The organism is Marinobacter sp., from assembly GCF_040904845.1.
Taxonomy (GTDB): Bacteria; Pseudomonadota; Gammaproteobacteria; order Pseudomonadales; family Oleiphilaceae; genus Marinobacter.
Map to the genome: position 1 here is coordinate 23,430 of NZ_JBBDSR010000109.1, position 20,946 is coordinate 44,375.

Below are 20,946 nucleotides of genomic sequence, written 5' to 3' on the forward strand. Positions count from 1 at the left end.
AACATGGCACTGGATCGTGAAACAGCTATGCAAGTGGCATCCGTACTGAGTAGGGGCTTGCCCTACATCCAGCGGTTTACCGGGAAGACCGTGGTCATCAAGTACGGCGGTAACGCCATGGAAAACGAGGACCTGAAAAGCAGTTTCGCCCGCGATGTGGTGCTGATGAAACTGGTGGGCATCAACCCGATTGTGGTCCACGGCGGCGGTCCACAGATCGGCGATCTGCTGGCGCGCCTGAATATCCAGTCCCGCTTCGTGAACGGCATGCGAGTGACCGACAGCGAAACCATGGATGTGGTTGAAATGGTGCTGGGTGGCCAGGTCAACAAGGAGATTGTGTCGCTGATCAATGCCCAAGGCGGCACTGCGCTTGGCCTGACCGGGAAGGACGCCAACCTGATTCGTGCCCGCAAGCTGGAAGTGGTTAACCGCTCCCCGGAACTGGAGCGTCCCGAAATCATCGACATCGGCCATGTGGGCGAAGTGGCGAGCGTGAATGTCGACGTCATCGACATGCTGACCCGCAGCAACGTCATTCCGGTGATTGCACCGATTGGCGTCGGTCCCGATGGCACGTCCTACAACATCAACGCGGATCTGGTTGCGGGCAAGGTGGCGGAAGCGATGAAAGCGGAAAAACTGATTCTGCTGACCAACGTTTCCGGCCTCAAGGGCAAGGACGACAAGGTGCTGACCGGGCTGACTGCCAGTCAGGTTAACGATCTGATTGAAGACGGCACCATTCACGGCGGCATGTTGCCAAAAATTCGCTGTGCCCTGAGCGCGGTGGAAAATGGTGTGCGCACGTCACACATTATCGACGGTCGCGTTGCCCATGCCACCCTGCTTGAGATATTCACCGATGAAGGTGTGGGCACACTGATTTCTCGCAGCTGATCGCCTCCTGGCAGACAGCCGTCGTGGTGTTGATATAGCCTGACAGAACGCACGTCTCCGTCAGGCAAAAGGAAAAACTGATGAAACGCCTGCTGACTTTTTTAGTGGTTGTAGTACTGCTTGGCTGGCTGCTGTTCAAGGCTGCTGCCTGGTGGCTGGCGGACCAGCGCCTGGCCGAGGCGCGCGGAGCCCTGGAGCATGTGGGCGTTATTCACCGGGGCTCGATCAGCTCGGGGATTGACGGCCGCCTGTTGTTGACTGAAGCCAGTTACCAGGATTTCCGGCTGGCGGGGCCGGTGGATGCGGACCGGGTGATGTTTGATGCCGGCTCGCCGCTGGCGTTACTGATGGCCCTGCTGGAGCCAGGCAACCTGCCGCCGTCCTGGAGCCTGCAAGCAGAAGGCCTCGTGGTGATGCTTGAGGCAACCATGTTCCGCAACTGGGTCACGGCCTCGGGCACGAACAGCCAGGCCTTGTTTGCCCCGGTGTGTGGCCCGGACCACCGTCAGCAACTGAGCAGTGGCGATCTGGTGCGAATGGGCATGCGAGGTGTAACCGGCGAAGCCCTGATTCGTCAGCAGCCCGATGAGCTGTATCTGGAAGTGACCACGGACAGCGTCGGCAGCGTCGAAATGCGCTGGCCGGATGCCCGCTTTGACCCGCTCGACCCGGGAGCGTTGATGGTGGGGGCTGAAAGTCCGGTGGAGGTCACCCTTCGTGATGGTGGGCTGATGCGCCGGGTGGCAGCCTACTGCGCGCGGGAATCGGCGGTGACGACGGAACAGTGGAGCGCTATCGTGATGGACGCTTTCCGCCTGGCACTCAATGCGCGAGGCTATGAAGCCAGTGACCAACTCTTGGCGCTTTATCGGCAGTGGCTGACCGAAGGCGGTGAACTCACGCTCACACTCGCTCCGACGGAACCGCTGCTGGGGGTGCCGGTACATGAGCCTGATGAAGCACCGTCTGGCAACCTCAACGTCCGTTACAATGGCCAGACCGTGCCCGATGTCTTCCTGGAAGCGGTTCGATCTGCCGAAACGGACGTGTCTGATCTGGCCGTGCAGCCGGTGGTGCCTGAAGGTGAAAACAGCCTGGTGGCGGGGTGGCACCCCGCGGACGCCACGGACGCCGGGCGTTGGCTTGGGCGACCGGTAAAAGTGACCTTGTCGAACGGCAACGTGGTGGAAGGCCGGCTGGCCAGCGTGGATGAACGAACGCTGGAAATTGCCCGCCTCGTCGGCGGTGGTGAAGTGGCTTATCCTATTGTTATACGCGCCATGGATACATTTGAGGTCTGGCGACGCGGCCAGACCCGTTGATCCGTTACCGGACCAGGGAGGCGTTCCATGTCTGATGCAACGACCAAATCCGCCGGTGTCCCCGGCATCCGCGATATGCTGGAAAAGCTGATTGCGTTGCCCTCCATCAGCAGCTCGACCCCGGAGTGGGACCACAGCAACGAAGCCGTGGTGAGAACGCTCGCTGAGTGGCTGGAGCCGCTAGGGTTTGCCATCGAACTGATGGCGGTGCCCGGTATGCCGGGCAAGTACAATCTGATTGCCACCCTTGGCAGCGGCCCTGGCGGGCTGGTGTTGTCGGGGCACACAGATACGGTGCCGTTTGATGACAAACGCTGGCAGAGCGATCCTTTTACCCTGACCGAGCGCGATAACCGCTGGTATGGGCTGGGCACCTGTGACATGAAGGGCTTTTTCCCCCTGGCCATTGAGGCGGCTCGGGCGTTTGCCGGCCAGCCACTCAAACAGCCGCTGATCATTCTCGCCACCGCGGATGAAGAAAGCTCTATGAACGGCGCGCGGGCGCTGGCGGAAGCCGGGCGACCGAAAGCGCGTTATGCGGTCATTGGTGAACCCACCGGACTGAAACCGGTGCGCATGCACAAAGGCATTATGATGGAGCGGCTGGTGTTTGAGGGGCAGTCGGGTCATTCGTCCGACCCCGCCCTCGGCCGTAACGCAATGGAGGGCATGCACGAGGCGTTGGGGGAATTACTGGACCTGCGACAAACCTGGCAGGAGCAATACCAGAACCCCAATTTCCGGGTGCAGGTGCCCACCCTGAATCTGGGCTGTATTCATGGTGGTGATAACCCCAACCGTATCTGTGCTCGCTGCGAGCTGCACTTTGACCTGCGCCCGCTGCCGGGTATGGAGATGGGGGCATTGCGCCAGGCCATCCTCGGCAAATTGCAGCCGCTTGCTGAACGCCGCGACCTGAATATGCTCTTTGAACCCCTGTTCGACGGCGTGCCGCCGTTCGAGACACCGGCGGACGCGGCCCTGGTCAGCGTCTGCGAAAAACTGACCGGGCACACCGCGCATGCGGTGGGCTTTGCCACGGAGGCCCCCTGGCTGCAGCAGTTGGGGCTGGAAACTCTGGTAATGGGGCCCGGCTCGATTGATCAGGCTCACCAGCCCGACGAGTTTCTGGAACTGTCGCAGCTGGAGCCAACCGTCAAGATCCTCAAGGGATTGATTCAACAGTTCTGCCTGTAACGTTCAGGTCACCAGGAGAGACGATTGAAACCCAACGACTGGCTGCACGGATTCCGCCACTCATCCCCGTACATCAACGCCCACCGGGGGCGTACGGTGGTGCTGACAATTGGCGGCGATGCCATTGCCCACGACAACTTCATTAACATCATCCACGACATCGCACTGTTGAGCAGTCTGGGTGTGCGTCTGGTGGTGGTCTTTGGGGCAAGACCCCAGATTCAGCAGCGGCTGGATGACGCCAGTGTGGCGTCGTCGTTCCACCATGGCTTGCGGATAACGCCGGAGGATCAGTTGCATCTGGTCCTGCAAGCCATCGGTGGTCAGCGCGCGTATCTGGAAAGCCAGTTGTCCATGGGGCTGGTGAATTCCCCCATGCACAATGCGCGGATTCGGGTCAGTGGCGGTAATTTTGTCACCGCGCGGCCGGTCGGCGTTCTCGATGGAATCGATTTCGGCTATACCGGCCGGGTGCGGCGGGTTGATGTGGCCGGTATCGAGAAGCTGCTGGAGCTCGGGCACATCGTGCTGCTGCCACCGCAGGGGTATTCCCCCACCGGCGATGCGTTCAACCTGTCTTACGAGGACGTCGGAAGCCAGGTTGCTGCTGCCCTGCAGGCGGAAAAACTGATCATGTTCATCGACGATCAGGGCCTGCTGGAGGCCGATGGTTCGCTGATCCGTGAGTTGTCTGCGCGGCAGGCGTCGGAACGCCTGGCAGAGGGAGCCGTTACCGGGCACGACGCCGCGTTGCTGAAAGCGGCGTGCGATGCCTGCGTCAAGGGGGTGCGCCGTTCCCACATCATCAGCTATGTAGACGATGGCGCGTTGCTTGAGGAACTGTTCACCCGGGACGGCTCCGGCACTCTGGTCAGCGGTGACCACTACGAGCAGATCCGTCAGGCCCGGGTGGAAGACATCGGCGGTGTGCTGGAGCTGATCCAGCCATTGGAAGAGCAGGGCGTTCTGGTGCGTCGCTCGCGGGAAATGCTGGAAACGGAAATCGACCGGTTCGTGGTCGCCGAGCGCGACGGTACCATCGTGGGCTGTGCCGCTCTGTACTATTACGCGGATGAAGGCGCGGGTGAACTGTCGTGCTTTGCCGTTGACCCCAATTACCGTCGCGCCGGGCGAGGCGACGACATTCTGGCGATGGTTGAAAAGCTGGCCCGCAGCCAGGGCATTGAGCGTCTGTTTGTGTTGACCACCCAGACGGAACACTGGTTCCGCGAACGGGGTTTCAAACCCTCCACTGTGCAGGATTTGCCGGGGCCGAAGTTGGCGTCCTACAACGCCCAGCGCAACTCAAAGGTGTTTGTGAAACCGCTGTGAGAGCTCTGACAGAGCGCGTGTGCGCTGTTCCGGCTCCTGCTCCGATAAGGTCCGAACCCGGTCGTAAAAGTCGGCAAAGTCATAGTGGGTGTCGCTAAGCAACTGGCGGAAGCCGGGCACGTACTGATTGTACTGGCGAAACAGGGCCAGATTGGCGTTGTTCAGGGTGTCGACGGACGCGCCGAATGGCCCGGGTTCGTCCCAACCCGCGGCCAGTGTGTTGTAACGATCGACCAGCCCGGCAATCAGCTTTTGCTTCTGTTGCCGCAGCTCGGTGTCGGGAATGGCGCTTCTGCGTTGATACAGGCGGTCCAGATCCGTTACGGTGCTCTCAACCAACGCCAGTGTTGTGTCCCGCTGGTCAAGGCGTTTCAGCGTAGCGGCAAACCTGTCGCTGTGTCCCCGGTCCTCCAGCCATAAGCGCAGGCCTTCCAGCTCGACCGCGGTGGCGAAACTTTCGTTGAACGCCGTGTCTTCATTGACGTAGACCACCCGGTGCGCGAGCTCGTGAAACATCAAAGCAACCATGCGGTCGTCGGGCAGGCTGGTGAACCCCGAGTGCAGCGGGTCATCAAACCAGCCCAGGGTAGAGTAGGCGGTTACGCCACCGATGAAGGTGTCGTAGCCACGTGCATTGAGGGTGTGTTGTTCGGCCCGTGCGTCGTTGAGATTGAAGTAGCCCCGGTACGCCTGGCAGCCGGCTACCGGATAGCACCATTGACGGGGTGTGAGGGAAAATTCCGGAACCGCGACGAGGTTAACCACCACCCAGGAGCGGCCCAGCTCGGTGTATTCGGTAAAGGCATCGCCTACCGGCAGCGCCAGGCGGGTTTGCGCGTAGGCACGGGCGTTGTCGGCGAGGGCCAGTTTATGGGCCAGGTCGGGATCGGTTGCGGGATTTGCGAGCAACTCTTCAACCGGTTCTGACGACCACATGAGCGAGACGTGCCCGCTGACGGCCTGGCTGTAGTAGCCGATGGTCGTGCAGCCGGGAAGCACGACCGCCAGTAGCAAAAGCGTATAGATCTGACTAAGCTGTGTCATGGTTTATATAGGATATCAGGTTGTTCATGGACCCCAGAGAACGTCGTACAAGCTCCCGGAAACCGATCAAGCTGGCTGCCCAGCTGGACCTTGGCTCGGGTGAGAGCTGGCCCTGTCAGATCGCGGATTTTTGTGCCGAAGGCCTGTTTATCCGCTATTCCGGGGACACCTCTCGAAAACTTGAACGGGTGCTGGCCAAGGGCAGCCCCGACGAGTTCATTGTGCGTTTTCGTTCCGCCGATGGTAACCGTCGTCACGAACTGCATGTGAGCAGTGTTCGTCGTATCGAAGGTGCCATGGGTGTGCATTTTACACGCTCCAACCCGGAAGCGGTGAATGCCATGCTCAAACAGTGTGGCGGCAGCCGTCACCAGGAGCGATCAGCGCTGCGCCCACCCAATGATCGTGTGCAGTTTGTACTGCACCAGTCGGCGCGGGCGTTGGTCCAGTTCATTGAGCCGCTGATGGACGCGTGTTTCGTGCAAATGGTCGCAGCACTGAAACAATCGGCCCAGAAAGCCGGCAATGACCAGCAGGCCAACGATTACTTGGACTCGGCCGGCCAGCTTCAGGCCCGGCAGCGGGTCATCTGGCACCAGATGGCACAGATCCTTGAATCCCCCCTCAAACCGGCACCGAAGGGCTTTCCCGGGTCGGAGCTATCGGTGGTGGACAAAGGCGAATTCGAGGACTGGCTGACCATCCGCGTGATGGTCACCAAGGCCGACACCCAGTACCGGGGCGAGCTGCTCCAGCTCAAGCTCAGGCTTGACGATCTGGATATCGCCAACGCCACTGGCCATCACAACCCACTGGGGCCGTCTCTGATTTGTGAAGCCTTCCACGCGGGGTTGGGTCAATTGAAGGCCAGCCGTGACGTCGAAAAATTCTGCCTGAGAGTGTTCGAGCAAGCGGTGTTGCAGCAGCTCGGGGCTCTGTATCAGGAACTCAATAATATTCTGATTCGTCACGGGGTATTGCCGGATCTGGATCTCAGCAAGTACCTCAGCGAACGCACCACAGCATTGGGTGAGCGGGAAACGCCCACAGCAAAAGCCGCCCCTGAGGCACATCGGTCTGTGGCCAAGGCCGAAACGGCAAAATCCAGCCGCGCCCCGCAGGAATTCCGGGGCTACGCCCAGGCCGCTCAGACCGCCTTCGCCACCGTACGCAACCTGATCGGCACTCTGACGTCCAGCCGGGTGGCCCGTAACGATGTCGAGCCGGTGGTGTTCGCGCCCAACGCCCGCCCGCTCTCAGCGGGCGCGCTTCACCGGGAATTGCAGCAGCTGCAGGCAGAGTCCGCAGAGCTGGCGGCTGATCAGCCCAGCCTGCGGCAACGCGTGGTCGGGCGGGTGAGGCACAGCGGTGATCATTCCCTCAACGAGGAACAGCAGGGCACCCTCGACGTGGTGGACCGCTTTTTCCGCAGCGTGGTGGAAAGCCCCAAGCTGAGTGAATACGCCCAGAGCCGGATGCGCCAGCTGGAAGTGCCGGTTCTGAAAGTGGTGATGCGTGATCCAGCCTTTTTTGACGATCAGAACAGCACGGTCCGCGGGGTGATGAATCGGCTGGCCCAACTGGGCATCAAGGGCGGACGGCTCAACCCGGTGGTCCAGCGCCGGATTGATGAGCTTATACATCGCATTACCGCTGATTTCGAGCAGGATACCGGGGTGTTCGACAGGACGCTGCAGGAGTTGGACACCCTGATTGACCGGCAAAATCTTGTCTATCGCCGCAACGTGGAGCGAGTGACCGCCGCCGCCGAGGGGGCACAAAAGGTGGCGGAGTCCAAGGCGGCCGTCGCCGAGGTGCTGGATCAGAAGCTGGCGGGTCGCAAAGTGCCCAGAGCCCTGATCAGTCTGCTTGACGGTGGCTGGCGGGACCTGTTGTCGCTGACCTGGATTCGTCAGGGGCAGGACGGCGCGTTATGGCAGGACTACCTGTCGGTGATTGATTCGCTGATGGCGTTCGCCGATGACCCGAAATCCGGGGTCAACCTGCCAGAGTTGTTGCGGGTGATTCAGGATGGTCTGTCGTCCATATCCAGCAACCATATGCCCTCGTCGCAGATCCGCGATGAGTTGAAACAGTTCCTGGTGCGCAGTGCTGATAACCCGCCGGAAATGGTGGAGATGCCGTCAGCGGCCCCGCAAACGGGCAACGCCGAAACCCTCTCTGAGCGTGAGCAGAAGAGTTTGCAACGCTGGGTGCAGCGGGCGCAGCAGTTGCGCACCGGGGACTGGTTGCGGGATCAGGAGAACCCGAAAGAGGTTCAGTACATTCGTCTGGTCTGGATTGCCCGGGGGTTCAGCCGCTTTGTGTTCGTCAACCACCAGGGTATGCGGGTGGTCGAGGTGGATCTTGAAGCATTGGCGCGCCAGATGCGCAAAGGCATTGTGGTGCCGGATAACCAGTACGACCGCCCCCTGGTGGACGAAAGCCTCGATCGCATGGTTCGCAAGGTCTACGACCAGCTGTCCTGGGCCTCGACCCACGATGAACTGACTGGGTTGCTGGGGCGTCGTGAGTTTGAGCGCATGCTGGATCAGCAGCTCGCTCGCCGGGAAGATGAGCGGGCCCTGGTGTTGCTGGACCTGCGACAGTTCCGCCTCCTTAATGATACGGCTGGCTACCAGGCCGGCGATGAAACGCTCCGCCAGGTGGCCGATATGCTGCGAGCCCGAGTGGGGGATGGCATGCCCCTGGCGCGGCTCGCTGGCAACGAATTTGCGTGGCTGTTGCCGGCGGAAACCGCCGTGGACACCACTGAGGCCATCATCGGCGACATTGAAGCCTGCGAATTCACTTTTGCCGGGCGTCACTATCGGCTATCCGCGAGTGCCGGTCTGGCGACCGAACTGCCTGCACTGGCGACGGCTGAACGCTGGTTGATGGCCGCTGAGCAGGCGATGAAGACGTCCAAGCATCACGGTCGCGGCAAAGTGCTGGAATACGCGCTGGATGTGAGGGACCAGTCCCGTCAGGAACAGATCGCTGCCAAGGTGGCGAGCCTGGGTGATCTTGATGAAGAGCGGATGCTGCTGCGCTGCCAGAAAATGATCCCGTTGCACGCCAGCACCGAGATGTCTTCCCAGTATGAAGTGCTGATCAGCATGTACGACGATGCCGGCACCCTGATTACCGGCCGTGACTTTGTGCGCATGGCTGAGCGCTATGACCGGGTGCAGGCGGTGGATCGCTGGGTGGTGGGGCACATGCTGGATTGGCTGCGTGACAAGGGGCCGGACCCCAAACATCTGGGCGGCGTCTGTGTGAACCTGTCAGGCTATTCTCTGAATGACCCGTCGTTGCTGGAGTTTATCTATGACAAACTGAGCCAGAAAGACGCGCCCATCGAGCGGCTCTGGTTCGAGTTAACGGAAACGGCCGCGATTACTGACCTCGACCGGCTGGCGGAGTTCATGGCGGAACTGAAGGAGCTGGGGTGCCGGTTCTGCCTGGGCAATTTCGGCAGTGGGCCGGTGTCGTTCCAGCTGATGCGCACCCTGCCGGTGGATCTCATCAGGCTGGACAGTGCCTTCACCAATCAGGTCGATGTCAACGACACCGACTGCGCCATGGTAAAGTCCATGGTGGATATGGCCCATTACATGAAGCGGGAAGTGATTGCTTCACAGGTCGAATCCCGTGATGTGCTCGACAGACTGAGGCTGCTGGGGGTCGATTATGCCCAGGGTTTTGTGATCGAAAAACCGCGCCTGCTGGACAGCCTAAACTAACCTCCGAGCTCTGTATCGCCATGTCAAAACGTCATCCCGTTATTGCAGTGACCGGGTCCTCGGGCGCGGGGACGACAACCACCGGGCAGATTTTCCGCCGCATGTTCACCAGCGAGGAGCTGCGGGCGGCGATGGTCAGCGGTGACAGTTTTCACCGCTACACCCGAGAGCAGATGGCCCGGCTGGCGGCGAAGGGTCAGTTCGGGGAGCGCAACCACTTTGCCCTGGCCGCCAACCACGTCGACAAGCTGGAAGCGTTGTTTTACGACTACGGTCACACCGGCAATGGCCAGCACCGGCAGTATGTTCACGATGAAGACCAGGCGCTGATGGCGGCGGGGCACAAGCCCGGTACGTTCACCCCCTGGGGGCCGCTGGCGGCGGAAACCGACCTGCTGTTCTACGAAGGCCTGCACGGTGGGGTTGTCAGCGACACTTACAATATTGCCCAGTATGTGGACTTGCTGATTGGGGTGGTGCCCATCGTCAACCTGGAGTGGATTCAGAAAATTCACCGGGATACCAACAAGCGCGGTTATTCACAGGAAGCGGTGGTGGAAACCATCATCAATCGGATGGATGACTACGTGCACGACATCGTGCCCCAGTTTGCCCAAACCCACATTAACTTCCAGCGGGTGCCGCTGGTCGACACCTCGAATCCGTTTGTGGTCCGGGATGTGCCCACCGAAGACGAAAGCATGGTGGTGATTCGCTTCCGCGACGCCTCGGAGGTGGACTTTCCCAACTTGCTGCAGATGATCGGTGGCAGCAGCGTGTCCCGTCACGACACTCTGGTGATACCGGGTACCAAGCTTGGACTGGCCATGGACCTCATCCTGAGGCCCATGGTGTTACGGCTAATGGCGCAGAAGCCGTTCGCCTGACATTTCCGCCGAGCGGTCAGGCGGTGAGGCGGCCATCCCGGAAGTCTTTCAGGGTCTGCTCGATTTCCCCCCGGGTGTTCATCACGAAAGGTCCGTATTGCACGATCGGCTCGTTGATGGGCCTGCCGGCAATCAGCAGCAATCGTGCGCCCTCAGGGCCGGCTTCCACACGGATTTCATCACCGTCCCCAAGAATGCTGGCGGTGGCGACGGCGAGCGGCTGCGCTTGCTCATCGTGCCGGAGGGTGGCATTGCCTTCATAGAGGTACAGCATGGCGTTCAGCGCTGCCTCAACGGGTAATGACAAAGCGCCCTCCGGCTCCAGATGAAGATCAATGTAGAGCGGCTGGGTACTGCCTCCTGTCACCGCGCCGGCCATCTTCACGCCGCCGAGGGTGACTTCTCCGGCAATCAGTTTCAGCCGCGCACCGTCTACCTCAAAGCCCGGAATGTCCTCCGGCTGGAGGTCGCGGTAGCCAGCCGGCTTCATTTTTTCCGCTGCCGGCAGGTTGAGCCAGAGCTGGAAGCCGCGCATACGGCCGGACTCCTGCTGGGGCATTTCCGAGTGCACAATGCCGCGTCCGGCTGTCATCCACTGTACGCCGCCGTTCTTCAGGTTGCCCCGGTTGCCCAGGTGATCCTCATGGAGCATGTGGCCTTCAATCATGTAGGTCACGGTTTCAAAGCCCCGGTGCGGGTGGGAGGGGAAGCCGGCGATGTAATCCTGGGGTTGGTCCGAGCCGAACTCGTCCAGCATCAGAAACGGGTCCATGCGGATGGTCTGCTGCTGACCGATGGACCGCTTGATCCTCACGCCGGCACCATCCGATGTCTCCAGAGCGGGAATGGTCTGTTTCACGGGTCGTAATGTCATGGTGTCCTCCTCGCGTGGGTATTAAGCTATTAAACGCTGGAGGCCGTCGAAAATAAAACGGAGATTTTCGGGGGGAGGCATCAAAAAAACTGAATGACCGGCGGAATGGGTTCCGCCGGTCATGGCCGTGCGCTTTACTCCACGTTGCGGGAGTAGAAGATTTCCAGCATCTCGCGGCGCAGACGATCTTCGATGGACTGAGCCTCGGCCGGGTCCAGATCACTGGCGTTCACGCCGAACACGTAGTTATCGAGGTTGAAGTTTTTCAGCATCATCTTGGTGTGGAACAGGTTTTCCTGGTACACGTTGACGTCGATCATCTGGTAGGCGTTCTGGGTGTCTTCCGTCAGATAGTTCTGAATTGAGTTGATGTCGTGATCAATGTAGTGCTTGGTGCCGTCTACATCGCGGGTAAAGCCCCGTACCCGGTAATCCACGGTGACGACATCGGAATCGAAGCTGTGGATCAGGTAGTTCAGCACCTTCAGGGGTGAGATCAGACCGCAGGTGGACACGTCAATATCAGCGCGGAACGTGCTCACACCATCATGAGGGTGGCTTTCCGGGTAGGTGTGAACCGTGACATGACTCTTGTCCAGGTGCGCGACAATGGTGTCGGGCAGTGGGCCGGGCGATTCTTCGTTGTCAGGTTCGCCGTTGGAAAGTTCGTGCTCGGCGATCAGCATGGTGACCGAGGCGCCGTGGGGCTCGTAATCCTGGCGGGCGATGTTGAGAATGTTGGCACCAATGATCTTGACCACATCGCTGAGGATCTGGGTCAGCCGCTCGGCGTTGTACATCTCGTCGATGTAATCGATGTAGGCTTCACGCTGTTCTTCGGTCTGCGCATAACAGATATCGTAGATGTTGAAGCTCAGGGATTTGGTCAGGTTGTTGAAACCGTGCAGCTGGAGTTTGGATTCCATGCTCAGCCCCTCAGGAGAATGGAGATGAATGACGCCAGAATGCCTGTTCGGACATTCTGGTGAGGCCGCCACCGACTACTGACCTGGTTGTTCACCTTTTGCGCAGACCGGCGGAGAAAGTTGCGTATTATGCACACCGCAGTTGGGGTTGAATAGTCTTCGCAGCCGTTTATTCCGCTTCACGAATCTCGTGGCTGTGAGTGATCTCAACGCCGGCCTTCTCTAGCATGATGGACGCCGAGCAGTATTTTTCCGCCGACAGGCTGACGGCGCGTTTGACCTGGTTTTCTTTCAGGCTGTCGCCGGTCACCACAAAGTGCAGATGAATGCGGGTGAACACCGACGGAATGGCGTCTGCCCGTTCGGCTTCCAGCTCGGCGTGGCACGCGGTGACATCCTGTCGGCTCTTCTTGAGAATGCTCATGACATCAAAGGAAGAGCACCCGCCCAGGCCCATGAGTAGCAGCTCCATCGGGCGCGGGCCCAGGTTTTCGCCACCGTGGTCCGGCGGGCCGTCCATCTGTACGGTGTGCCCGGTTCCGCTGGTGGCCTTGAAGCTGGCGTTGCCAGCCCAGTCTATGGTTGCTTTCATGGTGGTGACTCCGCGATACGAGAGGTTCTGGTACGGATGCTAGCACATACGGTGGAGTGCGGCAGCCGTGCCAGTGATGGTGGTGTATACTGTTTCTGGTTGCTGAAATCGGGCCTTCTTGTTATAAGTTGCGCTGATTTTCTGAAAAAATGAAAAACCCCGCATGGAAAGCCGGGTAAATAACAAACATCGGACCCCGCCAGTTTTAGGAGGCATGACTCGCACTATGGCCACTATCGTCAAGCCGGTTGAGCAGAAAACCAAGCATCTGGACTATTTCCTTTCGCAGTGTCACCGCCGGCGTTACCCCGCCAAGAGCACCATTATTTATGCGGGTGACAAAAGTGATTCACTGTTTTACATCGTCAAGGGCTCTGTCACGGTCATTATCGAGGACGATGACGGGCGCGAAATGATCATGGCGTACCTCAACGCCGGAGATTTCTTCGGAGAGATGGGCCTGTTTGACAACATGGATTCCCGCAGCGCCTGGGTGAAAGCCAAGACCGAATGTGAAGTGGCTGAAATCAGCTACACCAAATTCCGCGAAATTGCCCAGCAGGACCCGCGGGTGCTGTATTTCATTGGCGAGCAGATGGCATCGCGCCTGCGCCAGACTACCCGTAAAGTCGGCGATCTGGCGTTTCTGGATGTCACCGGCCGGGTGGCGCGTACCCTGTTGGATCTGTGCAAAGAGCCAGACGCCATGACACATCCGGACGGCATGCAGATCAAGATCACCCGTCAGGAAATCGGTCGCATTGTTGGCTGTTCCCGGGAAATGGTTGGCCGCGTGCTGAAAACCCTGGAAGACCAGGGCCTGGTGCGAGTGAAGGGCAAGACCATGGTGGTGTACGGCACGCGGTAACTACTGCCTCGCGCCGCACCGGTTGTCAGCATCGTCAGGCGCGGGCTGCCTGCTTCGCGAAGCCGTCGATCCAGCCGGCAATGGCATCGGGCTGGGTCAGCAGTACCCAGTGGGGTGCGTCGATTTCCCGGCGGCTGAGCTTGCCCACCCACTTCTCCAGTCCCTCAAATAGCTGTTCCCTCACGTAATTATCTGCTTTCGGGACAATCAGTTGAACCGGGCAGTCCGCCTGTCTTGGCTCCGGCCGCAGTAATCTGGGCAAGAAATTGGCCCGGTACAGTTTCACGCCATAACGTCCGTCGTCCCGCTGAAAGCGGCTGAAATTCGCCTCGCTGACCTGCTCCCGTTTGCGCAAATAATCTGGCCACATCCGGTCAAGCCCAGCGCGCCACAGGGTTTCGGGCAGCAATGGCAGTTGGAACATGGCCACGTACCAGGAGCTTGCCAACTGGCCAACCACTTTTCGTGTGCCGCCCTCACGCACCCGGGTAACGTTGTTTCTCATCCAGAACGCCACGTGATCCAGGCACGGGCCGGAAATACTGGTATAGGAGAGAATGCGGGTTTTCAGAGGGCCGTGAGTGACGGATTCCCAGCTCTGGATTGAGCCCCAGTCGTGGGCGGCCAGGTGGAAGGGCTGGCCGGGAATCACCTTATTGACCACCGCGCTCAGGTCGTCGGCCAGGTGGCTCATTCGGTAGTCCCGGGTACGCGCCGGTTTGTCGGAACGCCCGGCACCACGCACATCGTAGCGAATGACGAAATAGCGATCGACGAGCAGCTCGGTCACCTTGTCCCAGACGGTGTGGTTGTCCGGGTAGCCATGAACCAGCACCAGGGGCGGAGCGGCGGGTGAACCCTCGGTGCATACGTACAGATGGACACCGTTGTTGTTCACCCAATGTTGTTGTGCGGCCATGATTCGCTCCCGCTGCGTCGCTGTAAAAAGGCAAACCGACAGGTTAGCGGTCGAGCGAAAAGAATGCCCGTGCCAAGCGGGCCAGACCGTTTGCCATTCGGGGCTCGTGTGCGCTCCCTGTGTGGAGTAGAAGGTGTCAGTGCTGAGGCTATCCTGGCGGGCTTTGCGGATGATTTCCCGGCGTCGTCGGGTGGTCAGGTATTTTCAGGGGGAGCGGAGACACCGGGGAGTGACTGGTAGAGCGTCTGCCAGACCTCGGCGGCGTTGGTTTCATTGAGCATCTCATGACGGCCACCGGGGAACAGCGAAAGCGTGACATCGGCGATACCGGCCTGCTGGAGATTTTTATAATGTTGGCGAATGCCTTTGCCCATCTCGCCAACAGGGTCGCAGTCACCGGATATCAGACGCACCGGCAGATCCTTGCGCCACTGGCGGGGGTCGATCGACAGCATGCCGCCGATGAAATCCAGCCATAACCCCGTGGTGCACTGAAAACCGCACAGCGGGTCCGTGGCGTAGCGATCTACCTGCTGTTCATCCCGGCTTAGCCAGTCGTAGTCGGTGCGGTTCGGGCGGAACAGGCTGTTGAACTTGCCGAAGGTCATTTTCGCCACGGCGTTGCTGCGATGGCGCTTGCCGTAACAGGCGGCGATGGTGCCGATAAACGCTTTGGAAGCCTGCAGTTGCGCGCGCTGAATACGGTTGGTGGCACTGAGGATGAGCCGGTCGATGCCGGCCTCCTGGCGGTGGGCATGGTTCTGGGCGTAGCTTTGGGCAATGAACGAACCCATGCTGTGGCCCAGTAGCGCCAGCGGTGTATCTGGATACCGTTCACGGGCCCACTGAATGACCCGTGCCAGATCGCTGGTGACTTTCTGCCAGCCCTGGTCATCGGCGTAATGCCCCAGGTCCTCCCCATGGCAGGCGCTACCGTGACCACGGTGGTCGTAGATGAATACGGCGATGTCGCGATTGGCCAGCCAGCGCGCGAGTTCGGTGTAACGGCCGCTGTGTTCCGCCATGCCGTGGGCAATCACCAGGGTGGCGTCGGGCTCTGTTGGCTCGAACGTGTGGACCCGGATCTGGTGGCCATCGGGGGTGCTCAGGCTGACGGACTGCTCGGGCACGGTGATCTCCTTATCGTTTTTTGTTGTCAGTCTCGCAGTCTAGCGAATCCCCGCTGGTTTCGGAACGCTCCCATTCGGGTGGCCGCCACAGGTGCGACAGCCGAGCACCCAGAGTGCCGGGTTGAACCATCGCGCGGAACAGGTCCACGTACTCGTGGGTCCAGAGCACAATCAGATTGTTGGACCGTACCGGCCGGGTAATGCCGTACTCCGGCGGCTCGTTGGCGTCTTCAGCCACAAAACTGCCGAACAGGCGGTCCCAGACGATCAATGTACCGCCATAATTACGATCGATGTAACCGGGATTGCGGCCGTGATGGACCCGGTGGTGGCTCGGGGTGTTGAACACAAACTCAACCCAGTGCGGCAGGCGGCCCACCAGGGTGGTGTGGATGAAAAACTGGTACACCAGGGACAGGGCATAGGCGACGCCAATCCACAGCGGGTTGAAGCCAATCAGCGCCAGGGGCAGGTAGAAGATCCACATGCCATTGAAAATGTTGGTGGCGTTCTGGCGCATCGCAGTGGAAAAGTTCATCCGTTCCGAGGAGTGATGCACCACATGGGCCGCCCAGAACCAGCGCATGCGATGGCTGCACCGGTGCATGCAGTAAAAGCAGAAATCCACACCGAAGAAGGTCAGGGCGGCCGTGAGCCAGTTGAGCTCGAGGTCCAGTAGCCGGTAGTGGTAGCACAGGGCGTAAACCGGAAACGCGATAACCCCGGCAAAGAGCAGTTCGGTGCCCTGGTAACCGGCACCGAGGGCAAAGTTGCGCACTGCCTCGCGGCTATCCATCAGCGCCGGGTTATGACGAATTTTGAGGTACTCCCACAGGGCAACCGCGATGAACGCGGGGGTGGCAATCATGAAAATCAGTTGCCGCTCGTCCAGCGCCAGCCAAGGGGCAATGGCCTCCCACAGCGGCAGCAGGCCGCTGTTTTCCAGTACGGTCAGCATCATGTCGTAAAGAGCCATGGCAATGTCCACTTGTTCAGTCTTGTGATGAGGTCATTTTTACTCGAATGGCGGAACAAGAATTGACGATTTACGCCTTTAAATTGATAATCAACGCCAATCAGTCACTGGATGAAAGTGAGGCGAGCGAGTTAAATGGCGAAAGTGATGCGGGTGACCGGTGCCTGGACCGGATTGCTGGCCGACTGGCTGGACCAGCAAGACCTGGATGCACCCGCCCTGCGGCCAGAGCTGGCACGATGGTCGGCTCAGGACAACGTGCCCGTGCCAGTGTGGCGTGATTTGTTGGCCCGTGGCCTGGCGCTGTGTTCCGGTCAGGTCGCACCGGAGCTGGCTGTGGGCAGCTGTGTGCGCCCCGGTCATGTCGGCGTGCTCGGTTACCTGGTGCTGGCGTCCGATACTCTGGGTGAGGCCATGCTGGCCTACCAGCGGTACGAAACGCTGTTTTACGGGGCCACTCTGGCGGAAATTGTCATCGAGGGCGATCAGGCGGAGATGCGCTGGCCGCCGTCTGAGGACGAGTTGGGGCAACAGGCGGATGGGGCCGCCATTGCGGCACTGGTGACCTTTCTCCGGCGTCAGATTGACGATCCGCCCCCGCCGTCCTGGGTGTCTTTTCTGGGGGCGGTGGATGCCGAATCAGCCCAGGCTTATGAGCGCTTTTTCGGGTGCCCGGTTGGTTGGCGTGACAGCCACGTGCGGGTGCGCTTCCCGTTGGCGTATATGGGCATACCGATGCCGCGGCGGGACCCGACGCTGAGAGCCCTGCTGGATCGGCAGGCCCAGGCTTTGTTGCGGGCCTTGCCCGGCGGCTCGGAAACCGAACGGCAATTGCAGCACGTGTTGCTCAGGTTGTTGGCGGATGGCGAGCCAACACTGGCGAGGGCGGCCAGGGCCATGCATATGTCACCCAGAACACTCCAACGCCGGCTCGCCAGCCATCATCTCAGTTGGCAGCAGTGGCTGGACCGCAGCCGCGAGCAATTGGCCAGGAATTACCTGGGCGACGGGTCACTGACCCTCACGGATATTGCCCTGCTGCTCGGGTTTTCCGAACAGAGTGCGTTTACCCGGGCCTATCAGCGCTGGACCGGCACCTCACCCGGGCGGGCTCGCCGGCACATCAGCGGTTAGCCTGGTAGACCTTTTCCAGAGTCTGCAGCTGCGGTTGCCATTGCGCCAGCCAATGCTGGATTTCCTTGGGAATGCGGCCGGGTTTGGGCCAGGGTACCGGATACTGCGCTGGCTGGAACATCGGCGCAAACAGGCTGGCCGCGGTGAGGTCGGCGCGGGAAAACCCGTCGCCCACCAGGAAGGGCCGGGTCTGGTAGACGTCAGCCAGCTCTGTCAGCAGCGCTTCCATGGTCTGGCGTGAGGTTTCAGCCGTTTTTTCATTGATCTTCATCCACTTGCGCATGATTTCGTCGACCCGGCTAAACGCCAGTTTGAGCACAATGCGATTGTAGAAGGGCGTTTGGGCCGCCAGCATGGGCACCATCACCTTCGGGCGTTGCAAAAAATGGTGGTAGGCATAGCACCGCACCGCCGGGCCGGCCTCGCTGTCCAGGCGCTGCTCCCACGCCAGTGCGGCGGCTTTTTCCGTGGCATCGGTCGGGGTGAGCGGCTTGTCAGGGAAGGTGTCGTCGAGATAATCCAGAATCTGCGCCGAACCCTGAACGATGTGACCATCGTGATCCAGCACCGGTACGGAAGAATCGGCGCGGGTAAGTTTACGGACGGTGTTCAGGTGCTGGCCTGGCAACAGGCTCTGGATTTCTGCGTGCAATCCTTTGTAGTCCAGCGCCCAGCGGACCTTTTCGCAGTAGGGTGAAATGGCAAATTGGTACAGTTTGATGGTCATAGGGGGCAGCTCCTGCAGCAAGGGTTGCAAGCATAGAACGGACAGCGGCAGATAAGAAGACCCGGCAATGGCAAGACAGCCTTCGCATTTCTGGTGGGTCCCCTTTAAAATGCGCACCCTTCAAACGTAAATATCAGGGATAGATATATGACACTGAAAAAAATCGTCGCCGCCAGCGTTGTATTGGTCGCGGCGATGCTTACCACCGGCTGTGCCTCGAGCGTTGATAGCAGAGAAATCGTGGAACCGCCCGCTGAACGAATGTATTGCGGCCAGGCGACCATTGACCTGGATTACCGGCCATCAACCGGGCGGCTGGTTCTGACCCATGGCGACAAAAAGTATCAGATGAAACATCAGAGCAGCGCTTCCGGGGCACGTTTCGTGCGGATCGGCGATGCTCGTTCGGTATTCTGGAGCAAAGGCGACACCGCTTCGCTGTCGCTTGAGGGGTACGACTACCCGGAGTGCCGGGTGGGAAGCGCTCTCGGATCTCCCTTTAGCGCCAGGGGCAATGAACCGTTCTGGCGTATCGCCCTCGTAGGCAACGAGCTGACTCTGAGCCGCCTTGAGGAAGCCACGGAAACGCTGGTTTCCAGGGTGGCTGAGCGTAACGACAAAGGCCAGACCCTTCGCGCCGGGCGAGACGGACTGGGACTGACAATGGACGTGGCACCGCAATTGTGCGTGGATTCCATGTCGGGCATGCCGTACCCCAATCAAGTGCGGTTGCGCCTTAACGATGAGGTAATGACCGGCTGCGGTGGTGATCCTGAGCGGTTGTTGCAGGGCGTTGAATGGGTGGTGGACGACATCGGCGGTTACGGTGCCTTTGATGAGTCCCAAGTAACCATTGCCTTTCTGAACGACAACCGTTTGGTAGGCCAGGCGTCCTGTAACCGTTATACAGGTAGCTGGACTCTGACCGGAGAAGTGCTGTTGCTTGATCTGGAGGCCGGTACGTTAATGGCTTGTGATCAGGCGTTGGTGGAACAGGAACAGCGGTTTCTGGAGATCATGGCGGAGGTGAACGGGTTCAGCATTGCGCCCGGCGATGAGCTGATTCTGAGCACGCCATCCGGTAAAACCTTGCGGGCTTATCCGCCCTCCGGTAAGCCGTAACTCGCCAGTATGGTTGGAATCCGCGCGTTTTCCCGGAGCCGGACGATGCCTTCCGCAAACAGTTCCGTCAGGGGGTTCAGCAAAGGGCTGTCATATAGTTGCAGCCATTCGCCGGCATACTGAAAGGTCGACACTGACCGGAGCCGACCATGACCGAGCTGAGAGACCTCACGCCTCATTCCGCCATTACCAGCGAACAGTCCACCCGTGATCGCCGGCAACGCCACCTGTTACGCACGTTTCTGCCGGAGTTGGTGTCGCTGGAACGCACGCTGGCGGAAGCGCCGGAGCAGGTTCGCTGCAGTGTGATTGAGCGCATCGAGACCGGGCCGCTGACCTTGCCGGTCTACCGGGTGGATATGGGGGCCGAGGCCGCCGACGCACCAGCCATTCTCCTGGTGGGCGGCGTGCATGGGCTCGAGCGGATAGGCACTCAGGTGGTGATGGCGTGGATGCGGAACCTGCTGGCCAGAATGGCCTGGGATGAATCTCTGAGGAGCCTGCTGGATCGGGTACACATTACCTTCTTGCCGATTCTCAACCCCGGTGGCATGTACAAGAATCAGCGCAGCAACCCCAATGGCGTTGACCTGATGCGCAATGCCCCGATCATCGCCCAGGACCGCAGCGCATTTTTACTGGGCGGCCAGAAGGTCTCGCCCCGGCTGCCTTGGTATACCGGCGATCCCGAGGCCGGTATGGAGGCGGAGAACCGGGCACTGGAGTCCGTTATCAGTAATCTGCTGCCGGGCCGCCCATTCAGCCTTGCGCTGGATTGCCATTCCGGTTTCGGCTGGCAGGATCAGATCTGGTTCCCTTACGCCTACCGCCGCCGGCCCATGCGTAAGATTGCGTCGGTGATGGCCCTGAAGCTGATCTGGGAACAGGCCTGGCCCGATCACACCTACCGGTTTGAGCCCCAGTCCCGCCACTACCTGACCCACGGCGACTTGTGGGATTATTTCTACAAACGCATCAATCGCGACAGTGCCGGGACCTTTATTCCCCTGACCCTGGAAATGGGCTCATGGCGCTGGGTGCGTAAGCGGCCCCGCCAGTTGTTCCGTCTTGATGGCCTGTTCAACCCGTTGGCACCCCATCGCCACAAGCGGGTGTTGCGCAGTCATCTGGCGTTCATGGACTTTCTGTTGAACGCTACCGCCAGCTATCGCAACTGGTTGCCGCAAGGGGCTGAGGAGTCCATGCTCAGGGAAGCGGCCATCATGCACTGGTATAGGGATCAGCAATAG

18 protein-coding genes are annotated in these 20,946 nt (G+C 60.0%); 10 read left to right on the forward strand and 8 right to left on the reverse strand.

Features of this window, described 5'->3' with window-relative positions; translation table 11 throughout:
- The first annotated feature begins 3 nt into the window (after window positions 1-3).
- The 4 genes from argB (at window position 4) to argA (ending at window position 4,751) form a co-directional block, all read left to right on the forward strand.
- A complete protein-coding gene (gene argB, locus WD429_RS13870) occupies window positions 4-900 on the forward strand; it encodes an acetylglutamate kinase (RefSeq protein ID WP_368422775.1) in 897 nt (298 codons plus the stop codon).
- An 80-nt stretch (window positions 901-980) separates the two neighbouring features.
- Window positions 981-2,222 carry an acetylornithine deacetylase gene (locus tag WD429_RS13875; RefSeq protein WP_368422776.1) on the forward strand — a complete coding sequence of 414 codons (1,242 nt, stop codon included), beginning with the start codon at window positions 981-983 and terminating at the stop codon, window positions 2,220-2,222.
- Window positions 2,223-2,249: 27 nt separating this feature from the next.
- The gene (argE, locus tag WD429_RS13880) at window positions 2,250-3,419 is read left to right on the forward strand and encodes an acetylornithine deacetylase (protein WP_368422777.1); all 1,170 of its coding nucleotides are present in this window, start codon (window positions 2,250-2,252) and stop codon (window positions 3,417-3,419) included.
- A gap of 24 nt (window positions 3,420-3,443) precedes the next feature.
- Window positions 3,444-4,751, forward strand: coding sequence for an amino-acid N-acetyltransferase (argA, locus tag WD429_RS13885; RefSeq protein WP_368422778.1), 1,308 nt, complete (start codon window positions 3,444-3,446; stop codon window positions 4,749-4,751).
- On the opposite strand, the gene WD429_RS13890 is transcribed toward argA, so the two are convergent.
- Window positions 4,725-5,795 (reverse strand): aminopeptidase, encoded by a 1,071-nt coding sequence (locus tag WD429_RS13890; RefSeq protein ID WP_368422779.1) that lies wholly within the window; start codon window positions 5,793-5,795, stop codon window positions 4,725-4,727. The two genes, argA and WD429_RS13890, sit on opposite strands and share 27 nt — an antisense overlap.
- Before the next feature lie 26 nt (window positions 5,796-5,821).
- Here WD429_RS13890 and WD429_RS13895 point away from each other — a divergent pair, with 26 nt between their 5' ends.
- Window positions 5,822-9,541 (forward strand): DUF1631 family protein, encoded by a 3,720-nt coding sequence (locus WD429_RS13895; protein ID WP_368422780.1) that lies wholly within the window; start codon window positions 5,822-5,824, stop codon window positions 9,539-9,541.
- Window positions 9,542-9,561: 20 nt separating this feature from the next.
- The gene (locus WD429_RS13900) at window positions 9,562-10,428 is read left to right on the forward strand and encodes a phosphoribulokinase (RefSeq protein WP_368422781.1); all 867 of its coding nucleotides are present in this window, start codon (window positions 9,562-9,564) and stop codon (window positions 10,426-10,428) included.
- A gap of 16 nt (window positions 10,429-10,444) precedes the next feature.
- On the opposite strand, the gene WD429_RS13905 is transcribed toward WD429_RS13900, so the two are convergent.
- The 3 genes from WD429_RS13905 to WD429_RS13915 all read right to left on the reverse strand — a co-directional run bounded on the left by WD429_RS13905 (window position 10,445) and on the right by WD429_RS13915 (window position 12,820).
- Window positions 10,445-11,302 carry a pirin family protein gene (locus tag WD429_RS13905; protein WP_368422782.1) on the reverse strand — a complete coding sequence of 286 codons (858 nt, stop codon included), beginning with the start codon at window positions 11,300-11,302 and terminating at the stop codon, window positions 10,445-10,447.
- Between the two features lie 134 nt (window positions 11,303-11,436).
- Entirely contained in the window at window positions 11,437-12,228 is a 792-nt protein-coding gene (gene speD, locus WD429_RS13910; RefSeq protein ID WP_368422783.1) for an adenosylmethionine decarboxylase, read from the reverse strand.
- A gap of 169 nt (window positions 12,229-12,397) precedes the next feature.
- Window positions 12,398-12,820, reverse strand: coding sequence for an OsmC family protein (locus WD429_RS13915; RefSeq protein ID WP_368422784.1), 423 nt, complete (start codon window positions 12,818-12,820; stop codon window positions 12,398-12,400).
- A 226-nt stretch (window positions 12,821-13,046) separates the two neighbouring features.
- Here WD429_RS13915 and crp point away from each other — a divergent pair, with 226 nt between their 5' ends.
- Complete coding sequence (crp, locus tag WD429_RS13920; protein ID WP_007153756.1) at window positions 13,047-13,688, forward strand: cAMP-activated global transcriptional regulator CRP; 642 nt, start codon at window positions 13,047-13,049, stop codon at window positions 13,686-13,688.
- Window positions 13,689-13,722: 34 nt separating this feature from the next.
- Here the strand turns inward: crp and WD429_RS13925 are convergent, their stop codons facing one another.
- The 3 genes from WD429_RS13925 to WD429_RS13935 all read right to left on the reverse strand — a co-directional run bounded on the left by WD429_RS13925 (window position 13,723) and on the right by WD429_RS13935 (window position 16,713).
- Window positions 13,723-14,607 carry an alpha/beta fold hydrolase gene (locus WD429_RS13925; RefSeq protein WP_368422785.1) on the reverse strand — a complete coding sequence of 295 codons (885 nt, stop codon included), beginning with the start codon at window positions 14,605-14,607 and terminating at the stop codon, window positions 13,723-13,725.
- A gap of 194 nt (window positions 14,608-14,801) precedes the next feature.
- Window positions 14,802-15,737 carry a lysophospholipase gene (locus WD429_RS13930; RefSeq protein ID WP_368422786.1) on the reverse strand — a complete coding sequence of 312 codons (936 nt, stop codon included), beginning with the start codon at window positions 15,735-15,737 and terminating at the stop codon, window positions 14,802-14,804.
- A gap of 10 nt (window positions 15,738-15,747) precedes the next feature.
- Complete coding sequence (locus WD429_RS13935; RefSeq protein WP_368422787.1) at window positions 15,748-16,713, reverse strand: sterol desaturase family protein; 966 nt, start codon at window positions 16,711-16,713, stop codon at window positions 15,748-15,750.
- Window positions 16,714-16,848: 135 nt separating this feature from the next.
- Between WD429_RS13935 and WD429_RS13940 the strand changes: the two genes are divergently transcribed.
- Window positions 16,849-17,847, forward strand: a complete 999-nt coding sequence (locus WD429_RS13940; protein WP_368422788.1) for a helix-turn-helix domain-containing protein — start codon at window positions 16,849-16,851, stop codon at window positions 17,845-17,847.
- Here WD429_RS13940 and WD429_RS13945 read toward each other — a convergent pair.
- Window positions 17,837-18,574: a glutathione S-transferase family protein gene (locus tag WD429_RS13945; protein WP_368422789.1), complete on the reverse strand. Its 738-nt coding sequence runs from the start codon at window positions 18,572-18,574 to the stop codon at window positions 17,837-17,839. The two genes, WD429_RS13940 and WD429_RS13945, sit on opposite strands and share 11 nt — an antisense overlap.
- Before the next feature lie 147 nt (window positions 18,575-18,721).
- On the opposite strand from WD429_RS13945, the gene WD429_RS13950 reads away from it, so the two are divergent.
- Both WD429_RS13950 and WD429_RS13955 read left to right on the forward strand, forming a co-directional pair.
- On the forward strand, window positions 18,722-19,696 hold the full coding sequence (locus tag WD429_RS13950; protein ID WP_368422790.1) for an META domain-containing protein: 975 nt from the start codon (window positions 18,722-18,724) through the stop codon (window positions 19,694-19,696).
- Window positions 19,697-19,845: 149 nt separating this feature from the next.
- Entirely contained in the window at window positions 19,846-20,946 is a 1,101-nt protein-coding gene (locus WD429_RS13955; RefSeq protein WP_368422791.1) for a M14 family zinc carboxypeptidase, read from the forward strand.

Excerpts from the sequence above, each read along its gene's own strand:
- argB (WP_368422775.1), top strand. The coding sequence starts at position 4 with ATGGCACTGGATCGTGAAACAGCTATGCAAGTGGCATCCGTACTGAGT.
- WD429_RS13875 (WP_368422776.1), top strand. The coding sequence starts at position 981 with ATGAAACGCCTGCTGACTTTTTTAGTGGTTGTAGTACTGCTTGGCTGG.
- argE (WP_368422777.1), top strand. The coding sequence starts at position 2,250 with ATGTCTGATGCAACGACCAAATCCGCCGGTGTCCCCGGCATCCGCGAT.
- WD429_RS13890 (WP_368422779.1), bottom strand. The coding sequence starts at position 5,795 with ATGACACAGCTTAGTCAGATCTATACGCTTTTGCTACTGGCGGTCGTG.
- WD429_RS13895 (WP_368422780.1), top strand. The coding sequence starts at position 5,822 with ATGGACCCCAGAGAACGTCGTACAAGCTCCCGGAAACCGATCAAGCTG.
- WD429_RS13900 (WP_368422781.1), top strand. The coding sequence starts at position 9,562 with ATGTCAAAACGTCATCCCGTTATTGCAGTGACCGGGTCCTCGGGCGCG.
- WD429_RS13905 (WP_368422782.1), bottom strand. The coding sequence starts at position 11,302 with ATGACATTACGACCCGTGAAACAGACCATTCCCGCTCTGGAGACATCG.
- speD (WP_368422783.1), bottom strand. The coding sequence starts at position 12,228 with ATGGAATCCAAACTCCAGCTGCACGGTTTCAACAACCTGACCAAATCC.
- WD429_RS13915 (WP_368422784.1), bottom strand. The coding sequence starts at position 12,820 with ATGAAAGCAACCATAGACTGGGCTGGCAACGCCAGCTTCAAGGCCACC.
- crp (WP_007153756.1), top strand. The coding sequence starts at position 13,047 with ATGGCCACTATCGTCAAGCCGGTTGAGCAGAAAACCAAGCATCTGGAC.
- WD429_RS13925 (WP_368422785.1), bottom strand. The coding sequence starts at position 14,607 with ATGGCCGCACAACAACATTGGGTGAACAACAACGGTGTCCATCTGTAC.
- WD429_RS13935 (WP_368422787.1), bottom strand. The coding sequence starts at position 16,713 with ATGGCTCTTTACGACATGATGCTGACCGTACTGGAAAACAGCGGCCTG.
- WD429_RS13940 (WP_368422788.1), top strand. The coding sequence starts at position 16,849 with ATGGCGAAAGTGATGCGGGTGACCGGTGCCTGGACCGGATTGCTGGCC.
- WD429_RS13945 (WP_368422789.1), bottom strand. The coding sequence starts at position 18,574 with ATGACCATCAAACTGTACCAATTTGCCATTTCACCCTACTGCGAAAAG.
- WD429_RS13950 (WP_368422790.1), top strand. The coding sequence starts at position 18,722 with ATGACACTGAAAAAAATCGTCGCCGCCAGCGTTGTATTGGTCGCGGCG.
- WD429_RS13955 (WP_368422791.1), top strand. The coding sequence starts at position 19,846 with ATGACCGAGCTGAGAGACCTCACGCCTCATTCCGCCATTACCAGCGAA.